This window comes from Parageobacillus sp. KH3-4 (assembly GCF_022846435.1).
Taxonomy (GTDB): domain Bacteria; phylum Bacillota; class Bacilli; order Bacillales; family Anoxybacillaceae; genus Parageobacillus; species Parageobacillus thermoglucosidasius_A.
In genome coordinates, this window is record NZ_AP025627.1 from 560239 (window position 1) to 582135 (window position 21897).

Genomic DNA, 21897 nt, shown 5'->3' on the forward strand with positions numbered 1-21897 from the left:
CAAAGCATCCCTTCGCTTGATGAAAAGGAAAGCAATTAGAACAAGGAAGTGGAGTGCGCCGGTTGCATTCTCGCTGTCGGATCGATATACGTTTTTGCGCTGCTGATAGCGATTGGCGCTTCGCCGAATCCGCAAGCAATGAGTTTTATTTTTCCTTCATATGTGCATATATCACCGGCAGCGTAAACGCCAGGAATATTTGTTTCCATTTTCGAGTTGACTTTGATGGAGTTTTTCTCAATTTCCAGCCCCCAGTTTTTAATTGGTCCAAGCGAAGAAATAAAGCCGTAGTTCACAATGAGCGCGTCGATTTCGATCGTTTCGCGAGAGCCGTCTTTCACGTGCTCGATGACGACTTGGTGGATGCCGTTTTCATCGCCGATTAACTCCACAGGAACGAATGGGGTTTTCACATCAACTGTTGAATTCATCAATGTTTCCACGCTATGTTCGTGAGCGCGGAATTTATCACGCCGATGCACAATCGTTACTTTTTCCGCGATCGGTTCGAGCATAAGCGACCAGTCTACGGCTGAGTCCCCGCCGCCGCAGACGAGCACTTTTTGCCCTTTAAATTGGTTTAAGTCATTAATGAAGTAATATAAATTTTTCCCTTCATATTGCGCCGCGTTTTCTAGCTCAAGGCGCCGAGGCTGGAAAGCGCCGTTTCCGGCGGTAATAACGACGGTTTTGGAATAGTGTATTTCTTTGTTAGTCGTTAATTTCAACGTTCCATCTTCTAATTTTTCTAACTTTTCTACTGATTGTTCCAAGCAAACTGTCGGCGCAAATTGTTCCATCTGTTCTTTTAAATTATTAATCAATTCTTGGGCGCGAATTTTCGGAAATCCAGCAACGTCGTATATGTACTTTTCAGGATAAAGGGCAGATAACTGTCCACCTAGCTGCGGAAGGCTTTCGATAATTTTTACGCTCATCTGCCTTAATCCTCCGTAAAAAGCAGCAAACAGCCCGGTCGGCCCACCGCCTATAATGGTAACATCGTATATTTTTTGATCTTCTTTCATTCGGACGATTCCTCCCCGCAATAAAATTCCCTTTATTGTTTTTATCATACCATAAAATGCGGTTGTTATTATGACAATTTTCGCAGTAAAAAAAATAGAAAAACATAAAAAAACGCTTGAAAAAGATTTGAAAAAAGTCTAATATGTTTTAGTGGAAACATTGTTAATTTTTTGTGAAAATTGTTCGACATTTTTTTGTCGACTAACGTGAATATTTTCACAAACTTTATTCAATAAAAATGCACATGGCAGCAAAACCTATAAAAAATGAAAAATTAAAAAGGGTGGAAGTGATTCAGTTGAAAAAGCCAAATGTCGTCATTTTAGGTGCTGGTTATGGCGGTTTAATGACAACCGTGCGTTTGCAAAAGCTTGTCGGCATGAATGAAGCGAATATTACGCTTGTGAACAAAAACGACTACCATTATGAAACAACGTGGCTTCACGAGGCGTCTGCCGGCACGCTGCATCATGACCGGGTTCGTTACCCAATTAGCGATGTGATCGATCGCAATAAGGTGAATTTTGTGAAAGACACGGTAGTCAAAATACTGCCGGATGAAAAGAAAGTGTTAATGAAAAATGGCGAGATTGCCTACGATTATTTAGTCATTGCCCTCGGATTTGAATCAGAAACATTTGGAATTAAAGGGCTAAAAGAGTACGCTTTTTCCATTTCCAATGTGAATGCGGCGCGGCAAATTCGCGAACATATTGAATACCAATTTGCTACGTATAATACGGAAGAAGAAAAGCGGGAAGAACGCCTAACGATCGTCGTTGGCGGCGCTGGATTCACAGGCATCGAGTTTTTAGGGGAATTAGTAAACCGCCTTCCACAATTATGTCGCGAGTACGATATCGACCCGCATAAAGTCCGCGTTATTTGTGTGGAGGCGGCGCCGACAGCGCTTCCTGGCTTTGATCCGGAACTTGTCGAGTATGCGGTCGGCCAGTTAGAGCGCAAAGGCGTCGAGTTTAAAATCGGCACTGCTATTAAAGAATGCACGCCTGACGGAATTATCGTAGCAAAAGGAGATGACGTCGAGGAGATTAAAGCAGGAACGGTCGTATGGGCGGCCGGCGTGCGCGGCAGCCGTGTTGTCGATGAGTCTGGCTTTGAAGCGATGCGCGGACGCATTAAAGTAGACCCATTCTTGCGCGTTCCAGGCCGTGAAGATATTTTTGTCGTCGGGGATTGCTCGTTAGTGATCAATGAAGAAACGAATCGCCCATATCCGCCAACGGCGCAAATCGCTATGCAAGAGGGCGAGCTGTGCGCGAAAAACCTTGCTGTCTTAATCCGCGGGCAAGGAGAACTGCAGCCATTCCGCCCAGATATTAAAGGAACGGTCTGTTCGCTTGGCCATGATGACGCGATTGGGGTTGTATTCGGCAAGAAACTATGGGGAACGAAGGCAAGCTTTATGAAAAAAATGATCGACAACCGCGCTCTTTATTTAATTGGCGGTCCTTCGCTTGTAATGAAAAAAGGAAAATTTAAATTCTTCTAATAGACGGGCAAACATTGTTGTTTGCCCTTTTTTCAACTTTTTACTGGCGGCGTCAAGATCATATACTATTATTTTGTAAAATTTTCCTCTTAGTCAGTAAGCTTGGATCACTGGACAAACAAAATCGCTTTTTGCCGTTTTCTTTTTACACAATTTCCAAGGCTCAATCGGCGCCAAAGGGTGTTTGCGATCAATTTTTTCACATATTATGTTTGTGGCACAGTTAGTTGCTATATTTTTACAAAATAAAAAAGGATGGTTAACATGGATAAGAAGCGCGGCAACGTATGGATCGCAGCGGCTGGATTAGTAGTGAACGGGGCGGATGAATGGCTTGTGGTAAAGAAAAAATATGGCGGTTTAAAAGGAAAATGGTCGCTTCCAGCGGGATTTGTGCAGCCAGGGGAAACGCTCGATGAAGCAGCAATTCGTGAAATTAAAGAAGAAACAGGAATTGATGCGGAAATTGTTGGTTTTCTTGGAATGCGTACAGGTGTGATTCGCGGTGAGATTAGCGACAATATGGCAATATTTTTGCTTCGTGCTATTTCAGATGCTATTACGGTACAAACGGATGAATTGTTTACAGCTGCGTTTTTAAGCAAGCAAACGTTGAAAAAAGATGTGCATACATCGGGATTATTGCGATATTTACTGCAATTAGAGCCATTTCATTATTTTCCGTTTTGCGATGGGATGAACCCGGGAGAACCATTTGGATATACAAAGTACCGATTGTATTTTAATGATTCGAAAAATTAAGTAATATCAGGAAAACGAAGCATATGATGGATTCGTTTATCGCGGTAGGCCGGAAAATCCTTTATTAAAATGCGCGGAGCAAACAGCATGCCCGTATTGCCAAGGAAACGGAAACGTACAGCGTTTGTTAGGCAGGTCGGAAACTTGCTATCGATGTTTAGGAAAGGAACGGAAAAAATAAGCCGTTTTTGAAAATTGACTCCCTTTATCCGATTCAGTACACTTAAAAAGAGCGTACCGGAGGTGATATGGGGATGCAAATGAGCTTGCCTGTTGTGCTCATTTCCATGCTTCTATTTTTTGTTTTATTTTTCGGCATCGGCTTTTTATTAAATATGTTGTTGCGCATGACTTGGATTATGGCGATTTTATGCCCGATTGTGTTTATTTTTATTATCGATGATATTCCGTGGACGAAATATTTTACCGATCCGGCGTCTTCCTTTGCAGCACTGAAGCATAAAGTTTTATCGCTGGCGCCAGCGGATATTTTAATTTTAGCTAGCGGATTTATCGGCGCGGTTTGCGCTGGATTCGCCATCCGCACGCTGCGTGCCAAAGGATATCAAATGTTTTAAGGCTTTCATGGGGATATGAAAGTCTTTTTTTTTTGCCTCACTTTTCTCGCAATGAATATTTCGATTTTTTTATGGAGATAAATAGAAATGTGAGAGGAGTGAGGAAATGGTTCTTCTAAAAAATATAGTAAGACGAATAACGATGTCATTATTGTTTGCAATGGCGCTATTGACAACCTTTCAATCGATCTCAGGGGTCGAAGCGAGAGCGATTGTTAACAAATTGTATGGTGCGCCATCGTCTCATACAGGCTATCACTTTTTTGACATATGGAAGGAAAAGCAATATGTTGCGATAGATAAACAATGGAAGTATTACGAGAAACGGAAAAAACCGCAAATTTCCTCGGAAAAGATTAGTCAGCCGCTTCGCCTTGAAGAAGCGATTGATTGGTCAAAATATCCATCTAAAGTTGTAGTTGCTACAGGATATACGGCGGGTGTGGAGTCAACAGGAAAAACGCCGGATCATCCGGAGTATGGGATTACGTATTCTGGGGTGCGCGTGAAACGCGACTTATATTCAACGATTGCCGCGGATTTAAATGTATTCCCAATCGGTACCATTCTTTTTATCCCTGGATATGGATATGGGGTCGTGGCTGATAAAGGAGGAGCGATTAAAGGAAATCGCGTCGATTTATATTATGATACAGTCGAGGATGTATATAAATATTGGGGGAAAAAGACTGTGCAAGTGTATATTGTGAAAAAGGGCGATGGGAAGCTTTCAGAAGAAGAATTAAAGCGGCTGAATGAAGATGAAACGATGCAAGTGTTTAGGCAACAGTATTTACAATCGAAAAGCTAAGGGCGGCTAGCGGCCGCCCTTAATTTTGCGGGCAATGTCCCACAATGGGTCAATGCCGTCGTCAGGCGGAAAAATGGACGGATGCAACAAGGCGGCAAGTTTTTTTAGGCCGAGCAAAAGACGCGGGGAAGGTCGGCAATATAATGACTCCTCGAGCACGTAAACGCGGTCTTTACAGACAGCATCCACTTTCTCCGCATCGGGTCTCTTTTTGACGGCATCTTTATTCATCTTTTTTGTTTGCACTCCAACCCAGACGAGGCAAATATGGGAAGGATTTCTCCTTGCCACTTCATCCCAGTCTGTTTGCACGTTGGCTTTTGCCACATCGTCGAAAATATTCGTTCCCCCAGCTAGCTCGCTGATTTCGCTTAACCAATTTGTTTTGCCGGGCGTAAAAATCGGTTTCGGCCACCATTCCCAATACAGACGAGCAGGATGTTTCATATTTGCAGCCAGCTGGCGATATTTTTCGATAAACGAGCGGTAACGGCGAACAATGGCTTGCGCCGCTTTCTTTTTGCCGAGTGTTTCACCGAGGCGGAGCAAGTCCTCGGCAATATCGTGCAATGAATTTGGCGCAAAAATGATATGAGGAATGCTTCGTTTTTCCAGTTCTTGCACGTTTCGTTCCATGCCCGGAACACTTAACGAAGCGAGCACTAAGTCTGGCTTCAGCGCTTCTACCTTTTCCATATCAATATTTAAGTCGGGGCCGACTCTCGGGAGTTTGCATATAGAGGGTGGCCAATCGGAATGGTTGTCTACTGCGATAAGGTGTTCAAGCATGCCTAAATAAGCAAGCAATTCCGTATTGCTCGGGCAAAGGGAAATAATCTTCATCACAGCGCTCTTCCTTTCTGTTTGTCATGCCGATAAAGTTTTTATTCTACATGGCTGCACCCGTTTCCTTGCGTTGCATTTCATGGCCGCGAACGGCGGGAGAAAATTTAAGCGGTTGAGTTGATTTATGAGTATGTCGAAATCGCCATTGTAATTCGATATAATGGAAAAGAAAATGTATTCATAAGGAGAGATGATGCATGTTTACCATTAGGCAGCAATTATCTCTTGATACGGCGCATGAGGCGCTGGTGATAGGGATTTTTGAAAAAAATAAGCCGCTGGACGGAATTGCCGCCGAGTGTGACAACCTCCTTCATGGGCAAGTATCGGTCTTGTTGAAAGAAGGGGATATTTCCGCCAAGCAAAAGCAAATTTCCAAAGTACATACTTTAAAGCCAGCAGGAGTAAAACGCCTTTATTTTGTCGGGTTAGGAAAAGAAGAAAAATTGACGTTTGATTTATTGCGTGAAGCGTTTGGCAAGCTGTTTAAAACGATAAAACAAGCGAAATTGACCGAAGCAGCAATCGCCTTGGATACGTTCATCACGGAAAATATAGACGCGCTTGATGCGGCGCATGCATTAGCGGAAGCGTATTATCTTGCAACATACGAATTTCCTGGCTATAAGCAAAAAAAGAATGGACGGGAAAAACGGGTCGAATCGGTTACGATTTACACCGAAGCGGATCAAGCGGAAATCGAAGCGAGCGTGTTTGTCGGCTCTGTATACGGTAAGGCGACGAATTCCGCACGCACGTTAGTCAATACGCCAAGCAATTTATTAACGGCGGCCGATTTAGCGGATTATGCGGTACAATTAGCAAACAAATATGAATTCGAGTGCGAAATTCTCGAAAAAGAAGAAATGGAAAAGCTAGGTATGGGAGCGCTTCTCGCGGTGAACCAAGGCTCGAAAAATCCGCCAAAAATGATCGTTCTCAAATACCAAGGAAAAGAAACGTGGGAAAACGTGATCGGCCTTGTCGGAAAAGGGGTGACGTTTGACACTGGCGGCTACTCTCTGAAACCGCGTGAAAGCATGATCGATATGAAAACCGATATGGCTGGTGCCGCGGCAGTGCTTGGAGCGATGGAAATCATCGGGGAGCTTCGCCCGGAACAAAATGTTGTCGCGGTCATTCCGGCTACTGACAACATGATTAGCGGCGAAGCGTTTAAACCAGATGATGTGATTACATCGATGAGCGGAAAAACGATTGAAATAAAAAATACAGATGCGGAAGGCCGTTTAATTTTGGCGGACGCGATTACGTACGCGAAGCATCACGGGGCGAATTATTTAATTGATGTCGCGACGCTGACGGGCGGTGTCATTGTTGCGCTTGGCGTTCATACGACAGGTGCGATGACCAATAACGAAGCGTTGTTCGAACAATTATTGGAAGCTTCTGCAGAAACAGGGGAGTTTATTTGGCGCTTGCCAATTACGGAAAAGGATAAGGAACGCGTGCGCAGCAGCAAAATTGCGGATCTTAACAATTCCCCGGGACGCGAAGGACACGCGATTATGGGCGGTGCGTTTCTCGGCGAATTCGCGGAAGATACGCCATGGGTACATCTTGATATTGCCGGAACGTCCGTCACTTCAAAGGAACATGACCTCGGGCCGTCCGGAGCGACGGGGGTAATGGTTCGCACGCTTGCGACGCTGGTGGAGCGGTTTGAATAACGCGGAAAACGAAGCAAACTTTCTTGCTTCGTTTTCTTTTTAGAACGACATCATATTATTTTTTATAGAAATGTATATAAAATGTTAAGATAATGTAAAATTTGTGTAAATTTTTTTGTCGTTCATTGTAAATTCGACATTTATTGCTAAAATAAAACACAGTGGCTTAATTTCCATATGTTAAATGGGGGTTTTCGTATGATTTTTTCACCGAAAAAAGATGTCTTTTTTGATTTATTATTTACAATTTCCGAAAATGTGAAAGAAGCGGCGCAATATTTCGTCGAGTATAAGATTAACAATGTTAGCGATTTAAAAGAATTGGCGCGTGTGATGAAAGAATACGAGCGCAAAGGAGACTCGTATATTCATGAACTTGTTGTCGAATTAAACAAAACGTTTATTACGCCGATTGAGCGCGAAGACATTCACCAATTGGCGATGAAAATGGATGATGTATTAGACGGGCTAGAACAATGTTCCGCTCGTTTCGAAATGTTTTCTTTTACGGAAATTGATGATCATATGGTGAAATTTTTTGATAATATTTATCAAAGCACGATTGAAATCGCGAACGCTCTGAAGCTGTTGTCTCAGAAAAAGCTTCTCGATATGCGGACGCATGCCATTAAAATTAAGGATTATGAAACAAAATGCGATGAAATTTTACGGGCTTCGATCAAAAATTTATTCGTAGACCAAAAAGACCCGATTAAAATCATTCAATATAAAGAGCTGTATGAAATGCTTGAAGAAATCGCCGATAGCTGCGAGGATGTGGCAAATACGATTGAAACGATCATCATGCGAAATGCGTAAAAGGAGACGGCGCTTTTATGGATACGGTATTTTTACTTACGGTTCTTATTGTCGTTTTTGCATTGGCGTTTGATTTTATTAACGGGTTTCACGATACCGCCAATGCGATTGCAACATCTGTATCAACGCGGGCGCTATCGCCGCGGCAAGCGATTATTTTGGCGGCAACAATGAACTTTATTGGCGCATTGACGTTTACTGGCGTTGCGAAAACGATCACGAAAGACATTGTTGACCCATTCGCGCTCGAGAACGGTTCGATCGTCATTTTAGCGGCATTGACTGCGGCCATTGCATGGAATTTGATTACGTGGTATTACGGAATCCCGAGCAGTTCTTCGCACGCGTTGATCGGTTCGATTGCGGGTGCCGCTGTTTCTGCGGCGGGATTCGACGTTGTGCATTATCAAGGATTTTTGAAAATTTTAGAATCCCTTATTGTCTCGCCATTTCTTGCTTTAGCAGTCGGGTTTATCATCATGAGTTTGTTTCGCGCCATTTTTAAAAACGCCAACTTGACGCGTACGACGAAAGGTTTCCGTATGTTTCAAGTGGTCACCGCTGCCTTTCAAGCGTATACGCACGGAACAAACGATGCCCAAAAGACGATGGGGATTATCACGATGGCGCTTATTGCTGCAAATTATCATGCGTCAAGCGAAGTTCCGGAATGGGTGCGAATTTCTGCAGCAATTGCGATGGGGATTGGCACATCGATTGGCGGATGGAAAATTATTAAAACCGTTGGCGGCAAAATTATGAAAATACGTCCTGTTAACGGGGCGGCTGCTGATTTGTCGTCTGCGCTAGTCATTTTCTCCGCCACTCTCCTTCATTTGCCGGTTAGCACGACCCATGTCATTTCTTCGTCGATTATGGGGGTCGGTGCGGCGCAACGCGTCAAAGGCGTCAAATGGGGCGTGGCGCAGCGCATTGTGTTGACATGGATTGTTACGTTGCCTGTTTCTGCACTTATTGCTGGATTTGTATATCAAATTTTTAAATTGTTTTTTTAAGTAAAAAACGTGCATGGATTTCGCATGCACGTTTTTTATGATGAAAAACTTTTGTGGAAGTCTTCTATTTACTTGCAATAAAGTTCCATTATGCCACATGTTGATGGTATGAAGCGGATTTACGGATGGACGCATAAATTCGTGGTGAGATGATCCCAGCAATCACGGATAAAACAATATCTTTTGGAAGCGGAACGATCATCCAGCTCCATGCCAAAGCGTACGAAAATCCTTTAGGAGCTTCCGCCCAAAGTTTATAGGCGATATACATCCAATTGGTTCCAATCAAGTAGTTAATTGCCATACCAGCGATCGTCGCAGCAATAAACCGGGCAACTGACGGGGTTCCGTTTCCTCGCTCAATGATCCATCCTGTCACGTAAGCAGCCAAAATAAACGATATGATGAATCCGAATGTCGGGCGAACAACACTGCCAAATCCGCCGCTGAACTGGGCAAATACAGGAGCGCCGAATAAACCGATTAACATATAAACGGTCATTGCTACTGCTCCTAATTTGCGCCCTAAAATCGCGCCGGCAAGCACGCAAAAAAACGTTTGCAACGTAATTGGAACACCGCCGATGACTAGAAATGGCGCCCATGACGTAATATTTGCTCCAATTGCCATTAATGCCGCAAACATGCCGACTAATGTCAAGTCGAGAGCCCGCCATTTCCGATGTGTCTCTCCCATATGTAAACCCCCTTATAATATATAGTTAACAAAATCAATCGTAGCGAACAATTTTTTATATGTCAACTATAATTTTTGGCATGCCCATATGGCTTTATTGCAAAGATCGGCGAAAGCGGATGAATGCAGCGGCGAAAGCGTAAGGCAAAAGAGGGAAAACAAGATTAGTCCGGGAATTGAAATAGATGGAGAAAGCGGTTTATTTTTCTAGTGGCCTAAGTTCGCTGATCGAGAGCGAATTTTTAAATCATGATTAGGGCTTGGCCGAAGAACGACTCGGGAGGCCAACAAGGGCATCATTCATGCTGGCAGCAACGATGATGGGGATGATTTGCGCCTGACGAAAAGCTGCCATAGCCGTTTGCAGAGAACGGAAATGTTTAGAAACGTTTTATCGCATCAATGACAAAAGGGCTTCCATCTTAAGATGGTGCAGCCCTATGTGAATTTTATGGAGGAGGTGGAAATATGTTCCATAGGAGCCCGATGACGAGTTGGCAGCATAAAAACGCGCCCGGCGGAGGGGACAATGTGAAGCGGATGCCGTCAGGATTGAAATAAAGTTCCACTTTTGATTTTATTCCGAGCGACTCGATCATCCGCTGGACTTCTTTCTTGTTTCCTTCTTGCGCTGCGGACATGACGCTTGTGGCAAATGATTTAGAGCTTGCTAATCGTTTCAGAATGGTGCTTGCATCGTTCATTAACGTTTGCGCGGTAGCAGCTGATTGCGAGAACAATGTTGGGTTAATCGGCGGGTATTGTCTCATCATATATGGGGGAGGAAAGACAGAATAAAAGATCACGGCAATTCCTCCTTGCTGGTAATGTCTATACTTACTATATGTACAAAAGCGGAAAAAGGAGAAAATTTTTTGGGAATTGTGCGCGTCCTAATCCCTTTCATAAAAACCACGAATTCTTGAGGAATGATCGTTCCAAAAACGATGCAAGCGAAAGTGAACGAAGCGTTAAGCTGGTGTTCCTGCATTATTGGTTCACGATCATTAGTAGCTTTATTGCGTTTTCTTATGCTGCGATTCGTCGTTCGCGCATGCTTGTGCTTATAATAAAAAAGAACAGGAAAAAATCCTGCTCTTTTTACATTAAATAACGGACGAACAAATAGATATGAGAGAGCAAAAGCGCGATGAACGTTAACGGGGCGCCGATTTTTAAAAAGTCCATATAGCTGAATCCATGCCCTTCACGCGAAGCGATACCGGCGACAATAACATTCGCTGAAGCGCCGATTAACGTGCCGTTTCCCCCTAAACACGCGCCTAATGATAATGCCCACCATAATACTTCAATTTGTGCGGAATCCGGCGATAATCCCATTCCGACGGCCATGTCTTTAATCAACGGAATCATGGTGGCGACAAACGGGATATTGTCAATTGTTGCGGAAGCAATCCCCGATGACCAAAGGATGAAATACGCAGCGACGGAAATATCACCCCCGGTGACTTCCAACGCTTTTTCCGCCAGGCTTTTGATAAGCCCGATATCGACAAGTCCCCCTACTAATGTAAAGAGGCCGGCAAAGAAAAAGATCGTTACCCATTCGATAGACGTAAATACGTCTTCGATTTCATGCTCTTGTACGCCAATTAGCATTAATATGACTGCTCCTGTCATCGCGATGACAGCGGCATCGACGTGAATGACGGAATGAAAGATAAACCCTAAAATCGTCAAAAATAATACGGATACGGATTTTTTGAGCAATGCCGCATCTTTAATATATTCCGCTTCGTTCACATTCATCAATTTGCTGACGAGATTTTCGTCCGTTTTTAATTGGCGGCGGTATATAAAAGCAAGAATGGATACCGTAACGATCATAATAATGAGCACAATCGGCGCTAAATTAAACAAAAACGCGTTGAAATCGAGGTGCTTGTTTGCCGATCCGATCATAATATTTGGCGGGTCGCCGATTAATGTTGCAGTTCCGCCAATGTTGGAAAACAACACTTCCGAGATTAAATAAGGAACCGGGTTTACTTGCAACATGCGTGTGATGGAAAATGTGACAGGGACGATCAACAATACCGTCGTAACGTTGTCGAGAAAGGCGGATAAAGCGCCCGTCAATAGCGACAGCATCACTAAAATGCGCAACGGCCGTCCTTTTGCTAATTTTGCTGTTTTGATTGCCACGTATTGAAAAAAACCGGATTTACTTGTAATACCGACGAGAATCATCATTCCAATCAAAAGGGTAATCGTTCCCCATTCAATATGATGAGTAAACGCTTTATGTAAATCAACGATGCCAAAAATAATCATCAGTGCGGCACCGAGCATGGCAATGACAGCCCGGTTGATTTTTTCAGAAATGATGATGGCGTACGTAATAAGAAAAATGGCTATCGCTGCATAATATTGCCAGTTGGAGATCTCGGCTGCTGCTGTATCATGCATGATAAACGCTCCTTTCTAAAAAATTAGCGTGGCGTATCGATAGTATTGCCACATGATGGGCATGTCCAAGATGGTCGTTCTTGATGATTACGCAAATAAAAAGAAAAGGAACAATATGGGCAATTAATTTCTGTAACGCGATCGATAAATAATTTTTGAGACGGTTCAGCTGGAACTGACGTATCAATGATTTCGACGTGAATATCAGCGCGGGACTCGTCTTCTGCGAGAACGAGCCCGTGTGTTTCTTCTTCCGTCCGCCATCCTTCGCCGATGAGATGTTGCCGCAGCTGGCTATGAGAAGAATGGTTTAACATGTCTTCGGCCAGTTTCATATATTGTTCATTTGTTAATGAAGCGAAGGGAATATGTGGATTTTGTTTATTCCAGTATGCTTTCAGTTGTTCTTCTGTAAAAATGAATGTAACAATTTTATGAATAACAACATTTTTCATTTTCTACGCCCCTTTTTTCAATCATAATACATCGATCGGCGCTCCTTGTTCAATTTGCTTTTGCAGCGTACCGGTTGATGAAAAGGTAAAGGAGAGCTTTATGTTTTAATGTTCTTTTTCATATTGATCACCAATCCTTTAGGAACATCTTTCATGCTAGCGGCCGTTCTTATAGTAATGTCTGCGTTTTTGTCCGCTGAATGGGAACATCCAGCCAGAAAAAAGATAATGGATATGTAAATCGCTAGCTTATTAACATTATGCGTTAATTATAAATTATAGCATATTGTGTAACACTCAGACTCTCGCCCTTTTTTTATATTTTCTGAAAAGGAAAATAAAATGTCGTTTCCCCGTGATATAATAGTAATAAAATGATACGTGACGATGGAAATAAGAAAGGAGGGAAAAGGAGGTGTCAGCAACATCACAATACTTATTCCTTGATTTTGAATTTACGATGCCGGAAACAAAAACGGAGCCAAAGGGGTTTTTTCCGGAAATTATTGAAGTCGGGCTTGTTGTGGTTGCCAACGACGAAGTATGCGACCAATTTTCCTCTTATGTGAAACCAACGCGATTTCCAATGCTTACAAACCGGTGCAAATCGTTTTTAAATATTACACAAGAACAAATAAATCAAGGAATGAGTTTTCACGAACTGGTCGCGTTGTTGCGCAAGTACGATCGTTCGCTCCCAAGCACGGTGGTTACGTGGGGAAGCATGGATATGAAAGTGTTAAAGGAAAATTGTAAGGCCGCTAATCTGCCGTTTCCTTTTACGGGAGAGCACCGCGATCTAGCGATGGAATATAAATTGTTTTTTGGAAACAAAAATCATACAGGATTGCGAAAGGCGATACAAGAATATGGAGATGAAGGAGTAGGAAAAGCGCATTGCGCTTTGGACGACGCTTTTACCACTTATAATATTTTCCGTCTAGTAGAAAATGATAAAAAATATCTAGTGAAAACAAAACCGCCGACGATTGGAGAACGAATCGATTTTACGCAGCTAAGAAAAAAGTTTGCGTTATGAAGCCTCGGTATCGCTTGAGAGCGGCTGTTCGGCTTGTTATGGTATAATAGCTGATGTAACATTTTATGTGCGAAAGGTTGTTGGGTGATGGCGGTTTCGTATATATTGGATTTTATGTTATATTTTCCTGAAGATAAACGCGAATATATTCCTGCGGCAATCACATGCATGATTTTTCTTATAGCGGCTATTTTAACGACACGGCTCATTATGAAAATTTCGCGATATCAGGAAGAAAAGGCGAAGCGGTTGGAAGAACAGATAATAAGAGATAACAGGGATAATGAAAAATAAATCGTTTAATCGTGTTTCCCTTTGGCAATACTAGATGTAAATGTAAAAAAGTGTTGCTGGAGGGGTTTTGTGTTTCAAAAAGCAGGTTTGTTATTAGCAGTCGTCGTTTTATTCGCCGTCGGCTGCCAAAAGGAAAATGTGACGAATTTAGAAGTAAACATGATGAATAGTGCCGGTGATTCCATTGGCACGGTAAAACTGGCAGAACAAGCAAAAGGGGTTAAATTGAAGCTTGATTTGGAAGGGCTTCCTCCTGGTGAACACGCGATTCATATTCATGAAAAAGGAGTTTGTAAGAAGCCGGATTTTCAATCGGCTGGAAGCCACTACAATCCAGACGGTAAAAAACATGGATTGCTTCATCCAAAAGGAGCGCATGCCGGCGACTTGCCTAATATTATCGCAAAAGAGGATGGAACAGTAAACGTAGAATTGACCGCGCCGAATGTGACGCTGAAAGAAGGAAAAAAAGGGACGTTGTTAACAAAAGATGGGACGGCGATTGTCATCCACGCCGGAAAAGACGATGGGATGACGCAGCCGGCTGGAGATGCTGGGGGACGAATTGCATGCGGAGAAATAAAAAAATAAATGAACAAGAAAAGGCTCTAACCTAAAAGGAAAGAGCCTTTCGAATTTTTATCTGAAGCATTCCATAGTGAGAGACGCGGCTGCTTTCTAGATGGCTGATGCGCGGCGGCTTCCAGCGAAAAAAGCGGCGGTCAGATTTAAAAAACTATTGAAGCGCCACCGTTAGACGATGAAGCGCGTCTTCTAGCGTTTTTCGCGGGCAAGCGATATTGACGCGAATGAATCCCCTTCCTTCTTCTCCAAATTTGCTTCCAAATTCTACGGCGATTTTCCCTTTTTCCAAAAGAAGCTGCTTGAGCTGCCGTTCTGTTTTGCCGAGCGGCTGGCAATCGATCCAAACGAGATATGTTGCTTCGGGACGGATGACGCGAAGTTTTGGCAAGTTCGTTTCTATGTAAGAACATAGGCGATTGATATTTTTCTGTAAATATTGTAAGAGCGCATCGAGCCATTCCCCGCCGTGCCGATAGGCTGCTTCCGTGCCGGCAACCGCGAAGGTGTTAAGCGTAAAAAAGCCTTGCCGCTGCTGTACTTTGTTAAATTGCCGTTTCAACGTTTCATTTGGAATAATCGCGGCGGCTGCCTGCAGCCCGGCGAGGTTGAACGTTTTCGTCGGCGCGATGCACGTGACGCTTTTTTCGGCGAATGCCGGATCAATAGACGCGAACGGAACGTGTTGGGATGGCGGAAACGTAAGATCTGCGTGGATTTCGTCAGAAATGACGATGACGTCATGTTTTACACATAATTCCCCTATTTTTATCAATTCTTCTTTTGTCCAGACACGGCCGCCAGGATTGTGCGGGCTGCACAGCAACAATAATTTCGCTCCGCGAATTTTTTCTTCGAAATCGTCCCAATCGATTTCATACCGAGTTTCCGCGAGGCGAAGCGGGCTTGTTACAAGCGTGCGGCGATGTTTTTTAACAAGCTGAAATAGCGGCGGATATACCGGCGTAAAGACGACGACGCGGTCCTCTTCATTTGTAAATGCCTCGATGGCTGCGGCAATCGCCGGTACCACGCCGGTGGCAAACGAAAGCCATGATGGCTCGATTTCCCATTGATGCCGCGATTGGAGCCAATGTTTGACGGCGTTTTTTAAAGAATCAGGAATGACCGTATATCCGAAAATGCCGTGCGCGATTCGTTTGCTCAGCGCTTCGGTGACGGCAGGAGGTGCGGGAAAATCCATGTCCGCTACCCACATTGGCAGCACGTCTTTCGCGCCAAAAATACGCTCTGTGTCATCCCATTTCAAGGAATGGGTATTGCGGCGTTCGATGACATCGTCAAATGAATACATGAAATGCATCCTCTCCCTTCTTTTTTTATGAATTATCGCTTATAATTTTTGTATGCTCCACATTTTTGCTTGGGAAGGTGATAGCCAAACGATGGACGCACAGCAAATGAACCGGCAGATGCTTCATGCGATTCGGGCGTGGGATCCGTTCGGCTGCGGTGCTGACGCTTATGAAACGGAAGCGGTTGATGTTTTGCAGGCAGTGCATGACTACGATGAGCCGATAAGGCTTGCCGAAAAAATACAAGCCATTTATGAATTCTCGTTTGAAAAGAAGATTCCTTTGAATGAATGCATAAAAATGGCGAAACAGCTTTTAGCGATGAAACAAGCTGCCGCATGCTCTCTTCCGTAGCGCGTATCGCATCACATAAGCAGAATTCGTTTTACCGGATCTTTTATCGCAGCTTCGTTTCTTTGTTGTTTTTTCGTGCAAACTGATATGGATGATGAGGGGGATGAAAAAAGATGAAACTGACCGAGAAAGAAGTGGAAATTATCGAAATATTAGAAAAAGATGCGCGCATTCCGATTGAAACGTTGGCAAAAATGGTGTCACTATCTGTTGGCGAGACGGAAGCGATTTTAAAAAAACTTGAGGAAACAAAAGTGATTGTGCAATATACGACACTTGTCGATTGGCGAAAAGTGGATGGACATGAAGGCGTTACCGCGATGATTGATGTGAAAGTAACGCCGAAGCGGGGAGTAGGATTTGATGAGGTAGCGGAGCGCATTTATCGCTTTCCAGAAGTAAAATCCGTTTATTTAATGTCGGGAGCGTATGATTTATCTGTTGTGATTGAAGGGCGCTCGATGTCAGAAGTAGCGAAGTTCGTTTCCGAAAAATTATCTACGTTAGATTCCGTCATTTCAACGACAACCCACTTCATTTTGAAAAAATATAAACACGATGGTACGGTATTTGATCAAGGAGATCAAGATCATCGTATCGTGATGGTGCCATGATGCAACAAACGAAAAAATCGTATTTGTCGGAAACGGTCGCTCGTCTGAAGCCATCAGGAATTCGCCGTTTTTTTGACCTTGCTTCCAGCATGGAAGGAGTAGTTTCCCTCGGCGTGGGCGAACCGGATTTTGTGACATCATGGAGCATACGGGAAGCGTGTATTTTGTCGCTTGAGCAAGGATATACATCATATACGGCAAACGCCGGTCTTTTGGAGCTTCGTCAAGAAATCGCCGCGTATTTGGCGCGCAAGTTTCATGTGGAATACGATCCTGAAGCAGAAATTCTTGTCACAGTCGGAGCAAGCCAAGCCATTGATTTAGCGCTGCGGGCGACGGTAAATCCGGGGGATGAAGTCATTGTTGTCGAACCTAGTTTTGTTGCTTACGGCCCTCTTGTTACGCTGGCGGGTGGAGTGCCAGTTCCGGTTGAAACAAACGGAGACGATCATTTTAAAATTCGCCCAGATCAAATCGAACGGGCAATTACCGATCGCACAAAAGCGCTGATCATTTGCTCCCCGAACAATCCGACAGGCACTGTGCTTCATAAAGAAGAGTTGGAAGCCATTGCGCGGATTGTGAAAAAGCATGATTTGCTTGTCATTTCTGATGAAATTTACGCTGAGCTGACGTATGACGGTCCGTACATAAGCTTTGCGGCGGTAGACGAAATGCGGGAGCGGACCATTTTGATTTCTGGTTTTTCGAAAGGGTTTGCAATGACCGGCTGGCGGCTCGGATTCACCGCGGCGCCTGCGGAAATTTTGCGGGCGATGCTAAAAATTCATCAGTATGCGATCATGTGCGCGCCGACAATGGCGCAATACGCCGCGATTGAAGCGTTAAGAAACGGCGAACAAGACGTGGAATATATGAAAAAAAGCTATCGGCGCCGCCGCAACTATTTTGTCCAATCATTAAATGAAATCGGGCTCAGCTGTCATATGCCCGGCGGAGCGTTTTACGCTTTTCCGTCTATTCGGGAGACGGGGCTGACGTCGGAACAATTTGCGGAAAAGCTGTTATTGGAAGAGAAAGTGGCGGTTGTTCCTGGAAATGTGTTTGGCGCAGGAGGAGAAGGATATATTCGCTGCTCCTACGCTTCCTCAATGGAACAGCTGCAGGAAGCGATCAAGCGAATGAAACGCTTTTTAGCGCGATTGTAACCGTTCTGTTCTGCTATCACCGCCATGTGGTAGCAGAACAGCTATTTTTTGATTGACAAAAATTATGTTATAATATAAAAACACATATTCAAATTGGAATATAGGAGTGTTTTGTTTGTCCAACATCGAAGTAGGAAGTATCGTGAAAGGAAAAGTCACCGGCATTCAGCCGTACGGCGTTTTTGTTGAATTAGCAGGGGAAGCGCAAGGGCTTGTCCACATTTCAGAAATTTCTCATGGGTTTGTGAAAAACATTAAAGATTACGTAAATGTCGGTGACGAAATAACCGTGAAAGTGTTGGCCATCGACCCGCAAACAAAACGGGCGAGCCTGTCCATGAGGGCGGTGGAAGAAAGACAAAGAAAAATGAAAAAACGACATGTAAAGGTGAAAATGTCATTAAATCCTGGGTTTAATACATTGAAGGAAAAGCTTCAGGAATGGATCGAGCAATCGAAAAAAGAAGACTTATCAAAGTAAAACACCCACCATTTTATGAAGGTGAGTGTTTTACTTTATTTATGTTCGGGAAGCTTTTGGTTCTGTGCGTCCCAATTCTTCCGAAGGCTTAAATAGAAGTGCGAGGTTAATAAGTCCGGCAATGCCAATGATTCCATAAATGATGCGGGATAATGCGGAATCTTGCCCGCCAAATATGGCGGCTACTAAATCAAATTGAAAGAAACCGATTAGTCCCCAGTTGATAGCGCCAATGATCGTAAGTAATAGCGCAATGCGCTGAAGTGCACTCATCCATAAATTCCTCCTTACCATTTTTCAATCATTCGCTTATAGAATGCATAATGCTTGCTAAAATTATGCATAGTTTGTGAAAAAAGAGTAAATTGCTTTACACGCGAAGCAAGTGGCAGCCATAATAGAAGAAAAGGAGGAATTGATACATATGGAAAATTTTTCTTTTCAAAACCCAACGAAGTTAATTTTTGGGAAGGGACAAATTGAGCAGTTGAAGGAGGAAATACCGCGTTACGGAAAAAAAATCCTTCTTGTTTATGGCGGCGGCAGCATTAAACGGAACGGATTGTACGATGAAGTAATGAACTTATTGAATGAGTTGAACGCGGAAGTAATGGAACTTCCTGGCGTGGAGCCAAATCCGCGCTTGACCACCGTCCGGAAAGGCGTGGAAATTTGCAAAAAGGAAGGAATTGAGTTTTTGCTCGCTGTTGGCGGCGGCAGTGTCATTGACTGTACGAAGGCGATCGCGGCGGGTGCGAAATACAATGGCGATCCATGGGATTTCATCACAAAGAAAGCGAAAGTTTCCGAAGCGCTTCCATTTGGAACGGTGTTAACGCTAGCGGCAACCGGTTCGGAAATGAACGCCGGTTCGGTGATTACGAACTGGGAGACGAAAGAAAAATATGGATGGAGCAGTCCTGTGACGTTCCCGCAATTTTCAATTCTCGATCCTACATATACACTAACTGTTCCGAGAGATCATACGGTTTACGGGATCGTTGATATGATGTCCCATGTGTTTGAACAATATTTCCATCATGCGGCGAATACCCCGCTGCAAGACCGGATGTGTGAGGCAGTGTTGCGTACGGTCATGGAAACGGCGCCAAAATTAGTCAATGATTTGCAAAACTATGAGCTGCGGGAAACCATTTTATATTGCGGCACCATCGCTCTCAACGGCTTTTTGCAAATGGGAGTTCGCGGCGACTGGGCAACGCATAACATCGAACATGCGGTTTCGGCTGTTTATGATATTCCGCACGCCGGGGGGCTTGCGATTTTATTCCCAAACTGGATGAAACACGTGCTTGATGAAAATGTCGGCCGGTTTGCCCAATTAGCCGTTCGCGTTTTTGACGTAAATCCGGAAGGAAAAGCGGAACGGGACGTGGCGTTAGAAGGAATTGAAAAACTGCGCGAATTTTGGTCGAGCATTGGAGCGCCATCACGGCTTGCCGATTACGGAATCGGCGAAGAAAATTTAGAATTGATCGCCGACAAAGCGATGGCGAATGGCGAATTTGGCAAGTTCAAAAAGTTGAACCGCGACGATGTGCTTGCGATTTTGCGCGCGTCGTTATAATGTAAAAAGAGGCGGCGACGGCTGCCTCTTTTTTTTACCATTTGCGGTCATGAAATGTTCAAAATGAATGCGCTTACATAACAAGGCACGACTTGATTCTGTCTCATTGTTTCGTTAAAGTGTAAGAAGGGTAGAACATTTTTGTTTGGAGGATCGATCGTATGACACATATTCGTTTTGATTATTCAAAAGCGTTGGCGTTTTTTGGCGAACACGAGCTTACATATTTGCGCGATGCGGTGAAAGTTGCCCATCATTCCCTTCATGAGAAAACAGGCGTAGGCAATGATTTTTTAGGCTGGATCGATTTGCCAGTAAATTATGACAAAGAAGAATTTGCCCGCATTCAAAAAGCGGCCGCCAAAATTCAAGCAGATTCCGATGTACTGTTGGTGATTGGAATCGGCGGTTCATATTTAGGAGCGCGCGCGGCGATCGAGATGCTCCATCATTCGTTTTATAACGCGCTTCCGAAAGAAAAGCGAAATACGCCGCAAATCATTTTTGTCGGCAACAACATTAGCTCGACGTACATGAAAGATGTAATGGATTTGCTTGAAGGAAAAGATTTCTCGATTAACGTTATTTCGAAATCGGGAACGACGACAGAACCGGCTATTGCGTTCCGTATTTTCCGCAAGCTGTTGGAAGAAAAATACGGGAAAGAAGAAGCGCGTAAACGGATTTACGCGACGACGGACCGGGCGCGCGGCGCGTTAAAAACACTCGCGACGGCGGAAGGATACGAAACGTTCATCATTCCGGACGATGTCGGCGGCCGTTATTCTGTATTAACAGCGGTAGGGCTTCTTCCAATTGCAGTAAGCGGCGCAAACATCGAGGAAATGATGAAAGGGGCGGCACAAGCACGCGAAGACTTCAGCAGCTCCGAACTGGAAGAAAACGCTGCCTATCAATATGCGGCGATTCGGAACATTTTGTATAACAAAGGGAAAACCATTGAGCTGCTGATCAACTATGAACCTGCGCTGCAATATTTCGCGGAATGGTGGAAGCAGTTGTTTGGCGAAAGTGAAGGAAAGGACCAAAAAGGGATTTTCCCAGCATCGGCGAACTTTTCAACGGATCTTCATTCATTGGGACAATACATCCAAGAAGGGCGCCGCGATTTGTTTGAAACGGTATTGAAAGTCGAAAAGCCGCGCCATGACTTGGTCATTGAAGCAGAGGAAAACGATTTGGACGGATTGAATTATTTGGCAGGAAAAACGGTTGATTTTGTCAATACGAAGGCGTTTGAAGGAACGCTTCTCGCCCATACGGATGGCGGTGTGCCGAATTTAGTGATCACCCTTCCAGAATTAAATGAATATACGTTTGGTTACCTCGTCTATTTCTTTGAAAAAGCTTGCGCGATGAGCGGCTACTTATTAGGGGTAAATCCGTTTGACCAGCCAGGGGTAGAAGCATATAAAGTCAATATGTTTGCCCTCCTTGGCAAACCGGGATACGAAGAGAAAAAAGCGGAACTTGAAAAACGCTTGAAATAACAGAACGGATTTTCGGAGTGCATAGTGCACTCCATTTTTTTAGCGAAGACATTACTTGCCACCTGTTGTTTATCAAAAAAATCCCTTCCGTTGCGGGAAGGGATTTTTTTGATGTCTTACTTTTAAAAAAGTGATTTTGATCTGTTTTTGTCTTAGGCATTTTCGCCGCTTGTCATGGCAATTTCTCGCCAACACCACGACAATGCGCAATAATAAATGGCTTGCTCGATTAAAACCAAGATTCATCGAGATTCTAGCTTTTAAAATATAAACACGGCAACAAGGATAGCAACGTGCAGTTG

General features: G+C 43.9%; 24 protein-coding genes and 1 pseudogene. 17 read left to right on the forward strand and 8 right to left on the reverse strand.

What is annotated here, in order from left to right; translation table 11 throughout:
- Positions 1-35 precede the first annotated feature (35 nt).
- A complete protein-coding gene (locus MWM02_RS02795; protein ID WP_064552028.1) occupies positions 36-1028 on the reverse strand; it encodes an NAD(P)/FAD-dependent oxidoreductase in 993 nt (330 codons plus the stop codon).
- 290 nt (positions 1029-1318) lie between these two features.
- Here MWM02_RS02795 and MWM02_RS02800 point away from each other — a divergent pair, with 290 nt between their 5' ends.
- The 5 genes and pseudogenes from MWM02_RS02800 to MWM02_RS02820 all read left to right on the forward strand — a co-directional run bounded on the left by MWM02_RS02800 (position 1319) and on the right by MWM02_RS02820 (position 4693).
- Positions 1319-2542 carry an NAD(P)/FAD-dependent oxidoreductase gene (locus tag MWM02_RS02800; protein WP_064552341.1) on the forward strand — a complete coding sequence of 408 codons (1224 nt, stop codon included), beginning with the start codon at positions 1319-1321 and terminating at the stop codon, positions 2540-2542.
- 264 nt (positions 2543-2806) lie between these two features.
- Positions 2807-3304, forward strand: a complete 498-nt coding sequence (locus tag MWM02_RS02805) for an NUDIX domain-containing protein (RefSeq protein WP_244402897.1) — start codon at positions 2807-2809, stop codon at positions 3302-3304.
- Positions 3305-3404: 100 nt separating this feature from the next.
- Positions 3405-3485: pseudogene (locus MWM02_RS02810) on the forward strand (YuiA family protein); the annotation flags it as partial.
- Between the two features lie 73 nt (positions 3486-3558).
- Complete coding sequence (locus MWM02_RS02815; RefSeq protein WP_244402898.1) at positions 3559-3882, forward strand: YuiB family protein; 324 nt, start codon at positions 3559-3561, stop codon at positions 3880-3882.
- Positions 3883-3988: 106 nt separating this feature from the next.
- Positions 3989-4693, forward strand: coding sequence for a 3D domain-containing protein (locus MWM02_RS02820; RefSeq protein ID WP_064552025.1), 705 nt, complete (start codon positions 3989-3991; stop codon positions 4691-4693).
- 6 nt (positions 4694-4699) lie between these two features.
- Here the strand turns inward: MWM02_RS02820 and MWM02_RS02825 are convergent, their stop codons facing one another.
- Entirely contained in the window at positions 4700-5536 is an 837-nt protein-coding gene (locus MWM02_RS02825; RefSeq protein WP_244403587.1) for a cobalamin-binding protein, read from the reverse strand.
- Positions 5537-5736: 200 nt separating this feature from the next.
- On the opposite strand from MWM02_RS02825, the gene MWM02_RS02830 reads away from it, so the two are divergent.
- The 3 genes from MWM02_RS02830 to MWM02_RS02840 all read left to right on the forward strand — a co-directional run bounded on the left by MWM02_RS02830 (position 5737) and on the right by MWM02_RS02840 (position 9065).
- Complete coding sequence (locus MWM02_RS02830) at positions 5737-7230, forward strand: leucyl aminopeptidase (protein WP_064552023.1); 1494 nt, start codon at positions 5737-5739, stop codon at positions 7228-7230.
- A gap of 198 nt (positions 7231-7428) precedes the next feature.
- Positions 7429-8049 (forward strand): DUF47 domain-containing protein, encoded by a 621-nt coding sequence (locus MWM02_RS02835; protein ID WP_064552022.1) that lies wholly within the window; start codon positions 7429-7431, stop codon positions 8047-8049.
- A 17-nt stretch (positions 8050-8066) separates the two neighbouring features.
- On the forward strand, positions 8067-9065 hold the full coding sequence (locus tag MWM02_RS02840) for an inorganic phosphate transporter (RefSeq protein ID WP_064552021.1): 999 nt from the start codon (positions 8067-8069) through the stop codon (positions 9063-9065).
- Between the two features lie 88 nt (positions 9066-9153).
- Here the strand turns inward: MWM02_RS02840 and MWM02_RS02845 are convergent, their stop codons facing one another.
- The 4 genes from MWM02_RS02845 to MWM02_RS02860 form a co-directional block, all read right to left on the reverse strand.
- A complete protein-coding gene (locus tag MWM02_RS02845; protein ID WP_244402899.1) occupies positions 9154-9762 on the reverse strand; it encodes a biotin transporter BioY in 609 nt (202 codons plus the stop codon).
- Between the two features lie 449 nt (positions 9763-10211).
- Entirely contained in the window at positions 10212-10535 is a 324-nt protein-coding gene (locus tag MWM02_RS02850) for a YuzC family spore coat inner layer protein (protein ID WP_346015943.1), read from the reverse strand.
- 328 nt (positions 10536-10863) lie between these two features.
- Positions 10864-12192: an ArsB/NhaD family transporter gene (locus MWM02_RS02855; protein ID WP_244402901.1), complete on the reverse strand. Its 1329-nt coding sequence runs from the start codon at positions 12190-12192 to the stop codon at positions 10864-10866.
- 23 nt (positions 12193-12215) lie between these two features.
- Positions 12216-12647 carry a hypothetical protein gene (locus MWM02_RS02860; protein ID WP_064552018.1) on the reverse strand — a complete coding sequence of 144 codons (432 nt, stop codon included), beginning with the start codon at positions 12645-12647 and terminating at the stop codon, positions 12216-12218.
- Positions 12648-13062: 415 nt separating this feature from the next.
- On the opposite strand from MWM02_RS02860, the gene kapD reads away from it, so the two are divergent.
- From kapD to MWM02_RS02875, 3 genes are all read left to right on the forward strand, one after another.
- Positions 13063-13686, forward strand: coding sequence for a 3'-5' exonuclease KapD (kapD, locus tag MWM02_RS02865; protein WP_081260355.1), 624 nt, complete (start codon positions 13063-13065; stop codon positions 13684-13686).
- Between the two features lie 87 nt (positions 13687-13773).
- On the forward strand, positions 13774-13980 hold the full coding sequence (locus MWM02_RS02870; RefSeq protein ID WP_064552017.1) for a hypothetical protein: 207 nt from the start codon (positions 13774-13776) through the stop codon (positions 13978-13980).
- Between the two features lie 69 nt (positions 13981-14049).
- Complete coding sequence (locus tag MWM02_RS02875) at positions 14050-14571, forward strand: superoxide dismutase family protein (RefSeq protein ID WP_064552016.1); 522 nt, start codon at positions 14050-14052, stop codon at positions 14569-14571.
- A 145-nt stretch (positions 14572-14716) separates the two neighbouring features.
- Here the strand turns inward: MWM02_RS02875 and MWM02_RS02880 are convergent, their stop codons facing one another.
- A complete protein-coding gene (locus MWM02_RS02880) occupies positions 14717-15877 on the reverse strand; it encodes a MalY/PatB family protein (RefSeq protein WP_244402902.1) in 1161 nt (386 codons plus the stop codon).
- A 91-nt stretch (positions 15878-15968) separates the two neighbouring features.
- On the opposite strand from MWM02_RS02880, the gene MWM02_RS02885 reads away from it, so the two are divergent.
- From MWM02_RS02885 to yugI, 4 genes are all read left to right on the forward strand, one after another.
- A complete protein-coding gene (locus MWM02_RS02885; protein ID WP_420038605.1) occupies positions 15969-16232 on the forward strand; it encodes a DUF1871 family protein in 264 nt (87 codons plus the stop codon).
- A gap of 113 nt (positions 16233-16345) precedes the next feature.
- On the forward strand, positions 16346-16846 hold the full coding sequence (locus tag MWM02_RS02890) for an Lrp/AsnC family transcriptional regulator (RefSeq protein ID WP_064552014.1): 501 nt from the start codon (positions 16346-16348) through the stop codon (positions 16844-16846).
- Positions 16843-18015 carry an aminotransferase gene (locus MWM02_RS02895; RefSeq protein ID WP_064552013.1) on the forward strand — a complete coding sequence of 391 codons (1173 nt, stop codon included), beginning with the start codon at positions 16843-16845 and terminating at the stop codon, positions 18013-18015. Before MWM02_RS02890 ends, MWM02_RS02895 begins: the two co-directional genes overlap by 4 nt.
- A 115-nt stretch (positions 18016-18130) precedes the next feature.
- Entirely contained in the window at positions 18131-18496 is a 366-nt protein-coding gene (gene yugI, locus MWM02_RS02900) for a S1 domain-containing post-transcriptional regulator GSP13 (RefSeq protein WP_244402903.1), read from the forward strand.
- 39 nt (positions 18497-18535) lie between these two features.
- Here yugI and MWM02_RS02905 read toward each other — a convergent pair whose 3' ends face one another.
- A complete protein-coding gene (locus MWM02_RS02905; RefSeq protein ID WP_244402904.1) occupies positions 18536-18769 on the reverse strand; it encodes a DUF378 domain-containing protein in 234 nt (77 codons plus the stop codon).
- A 151-nt stretch (positions 18770-18920) separates the two neighbouring features.
- Between MWM02_RS02905 and MWM02_RS02910 the strand changes: the two genes are divergently transcribed.
- Together MWM02_RS02910 and MWM02_RS02915 are read left to right on the forward strand one after the other, a co-directional pair.
- A complete protein-coding gene (locus MWM02_RS02910; RefSeq protein ID WP_244402905.1) occupies positions 18921-20084 on the forward strand; it encodes an iron-containing alcohol dehydrogenase in 1164 nt (387 codons plus the stop codon).
- Between the two features lie 161 nt (positions 20085-20245).
- Positions 20246-21595, forward strand: coding sequence for a glucose-6-phosphate isomerase (locus MWM02_RS02915; protein WP_244402906.1), 1350 nt, complete (start codon positions 20246-20248; stop codon positions 21593-21595).
- The last annotated feature ends 302 nt before the right edge of the window (positions 21596-21897 follow it).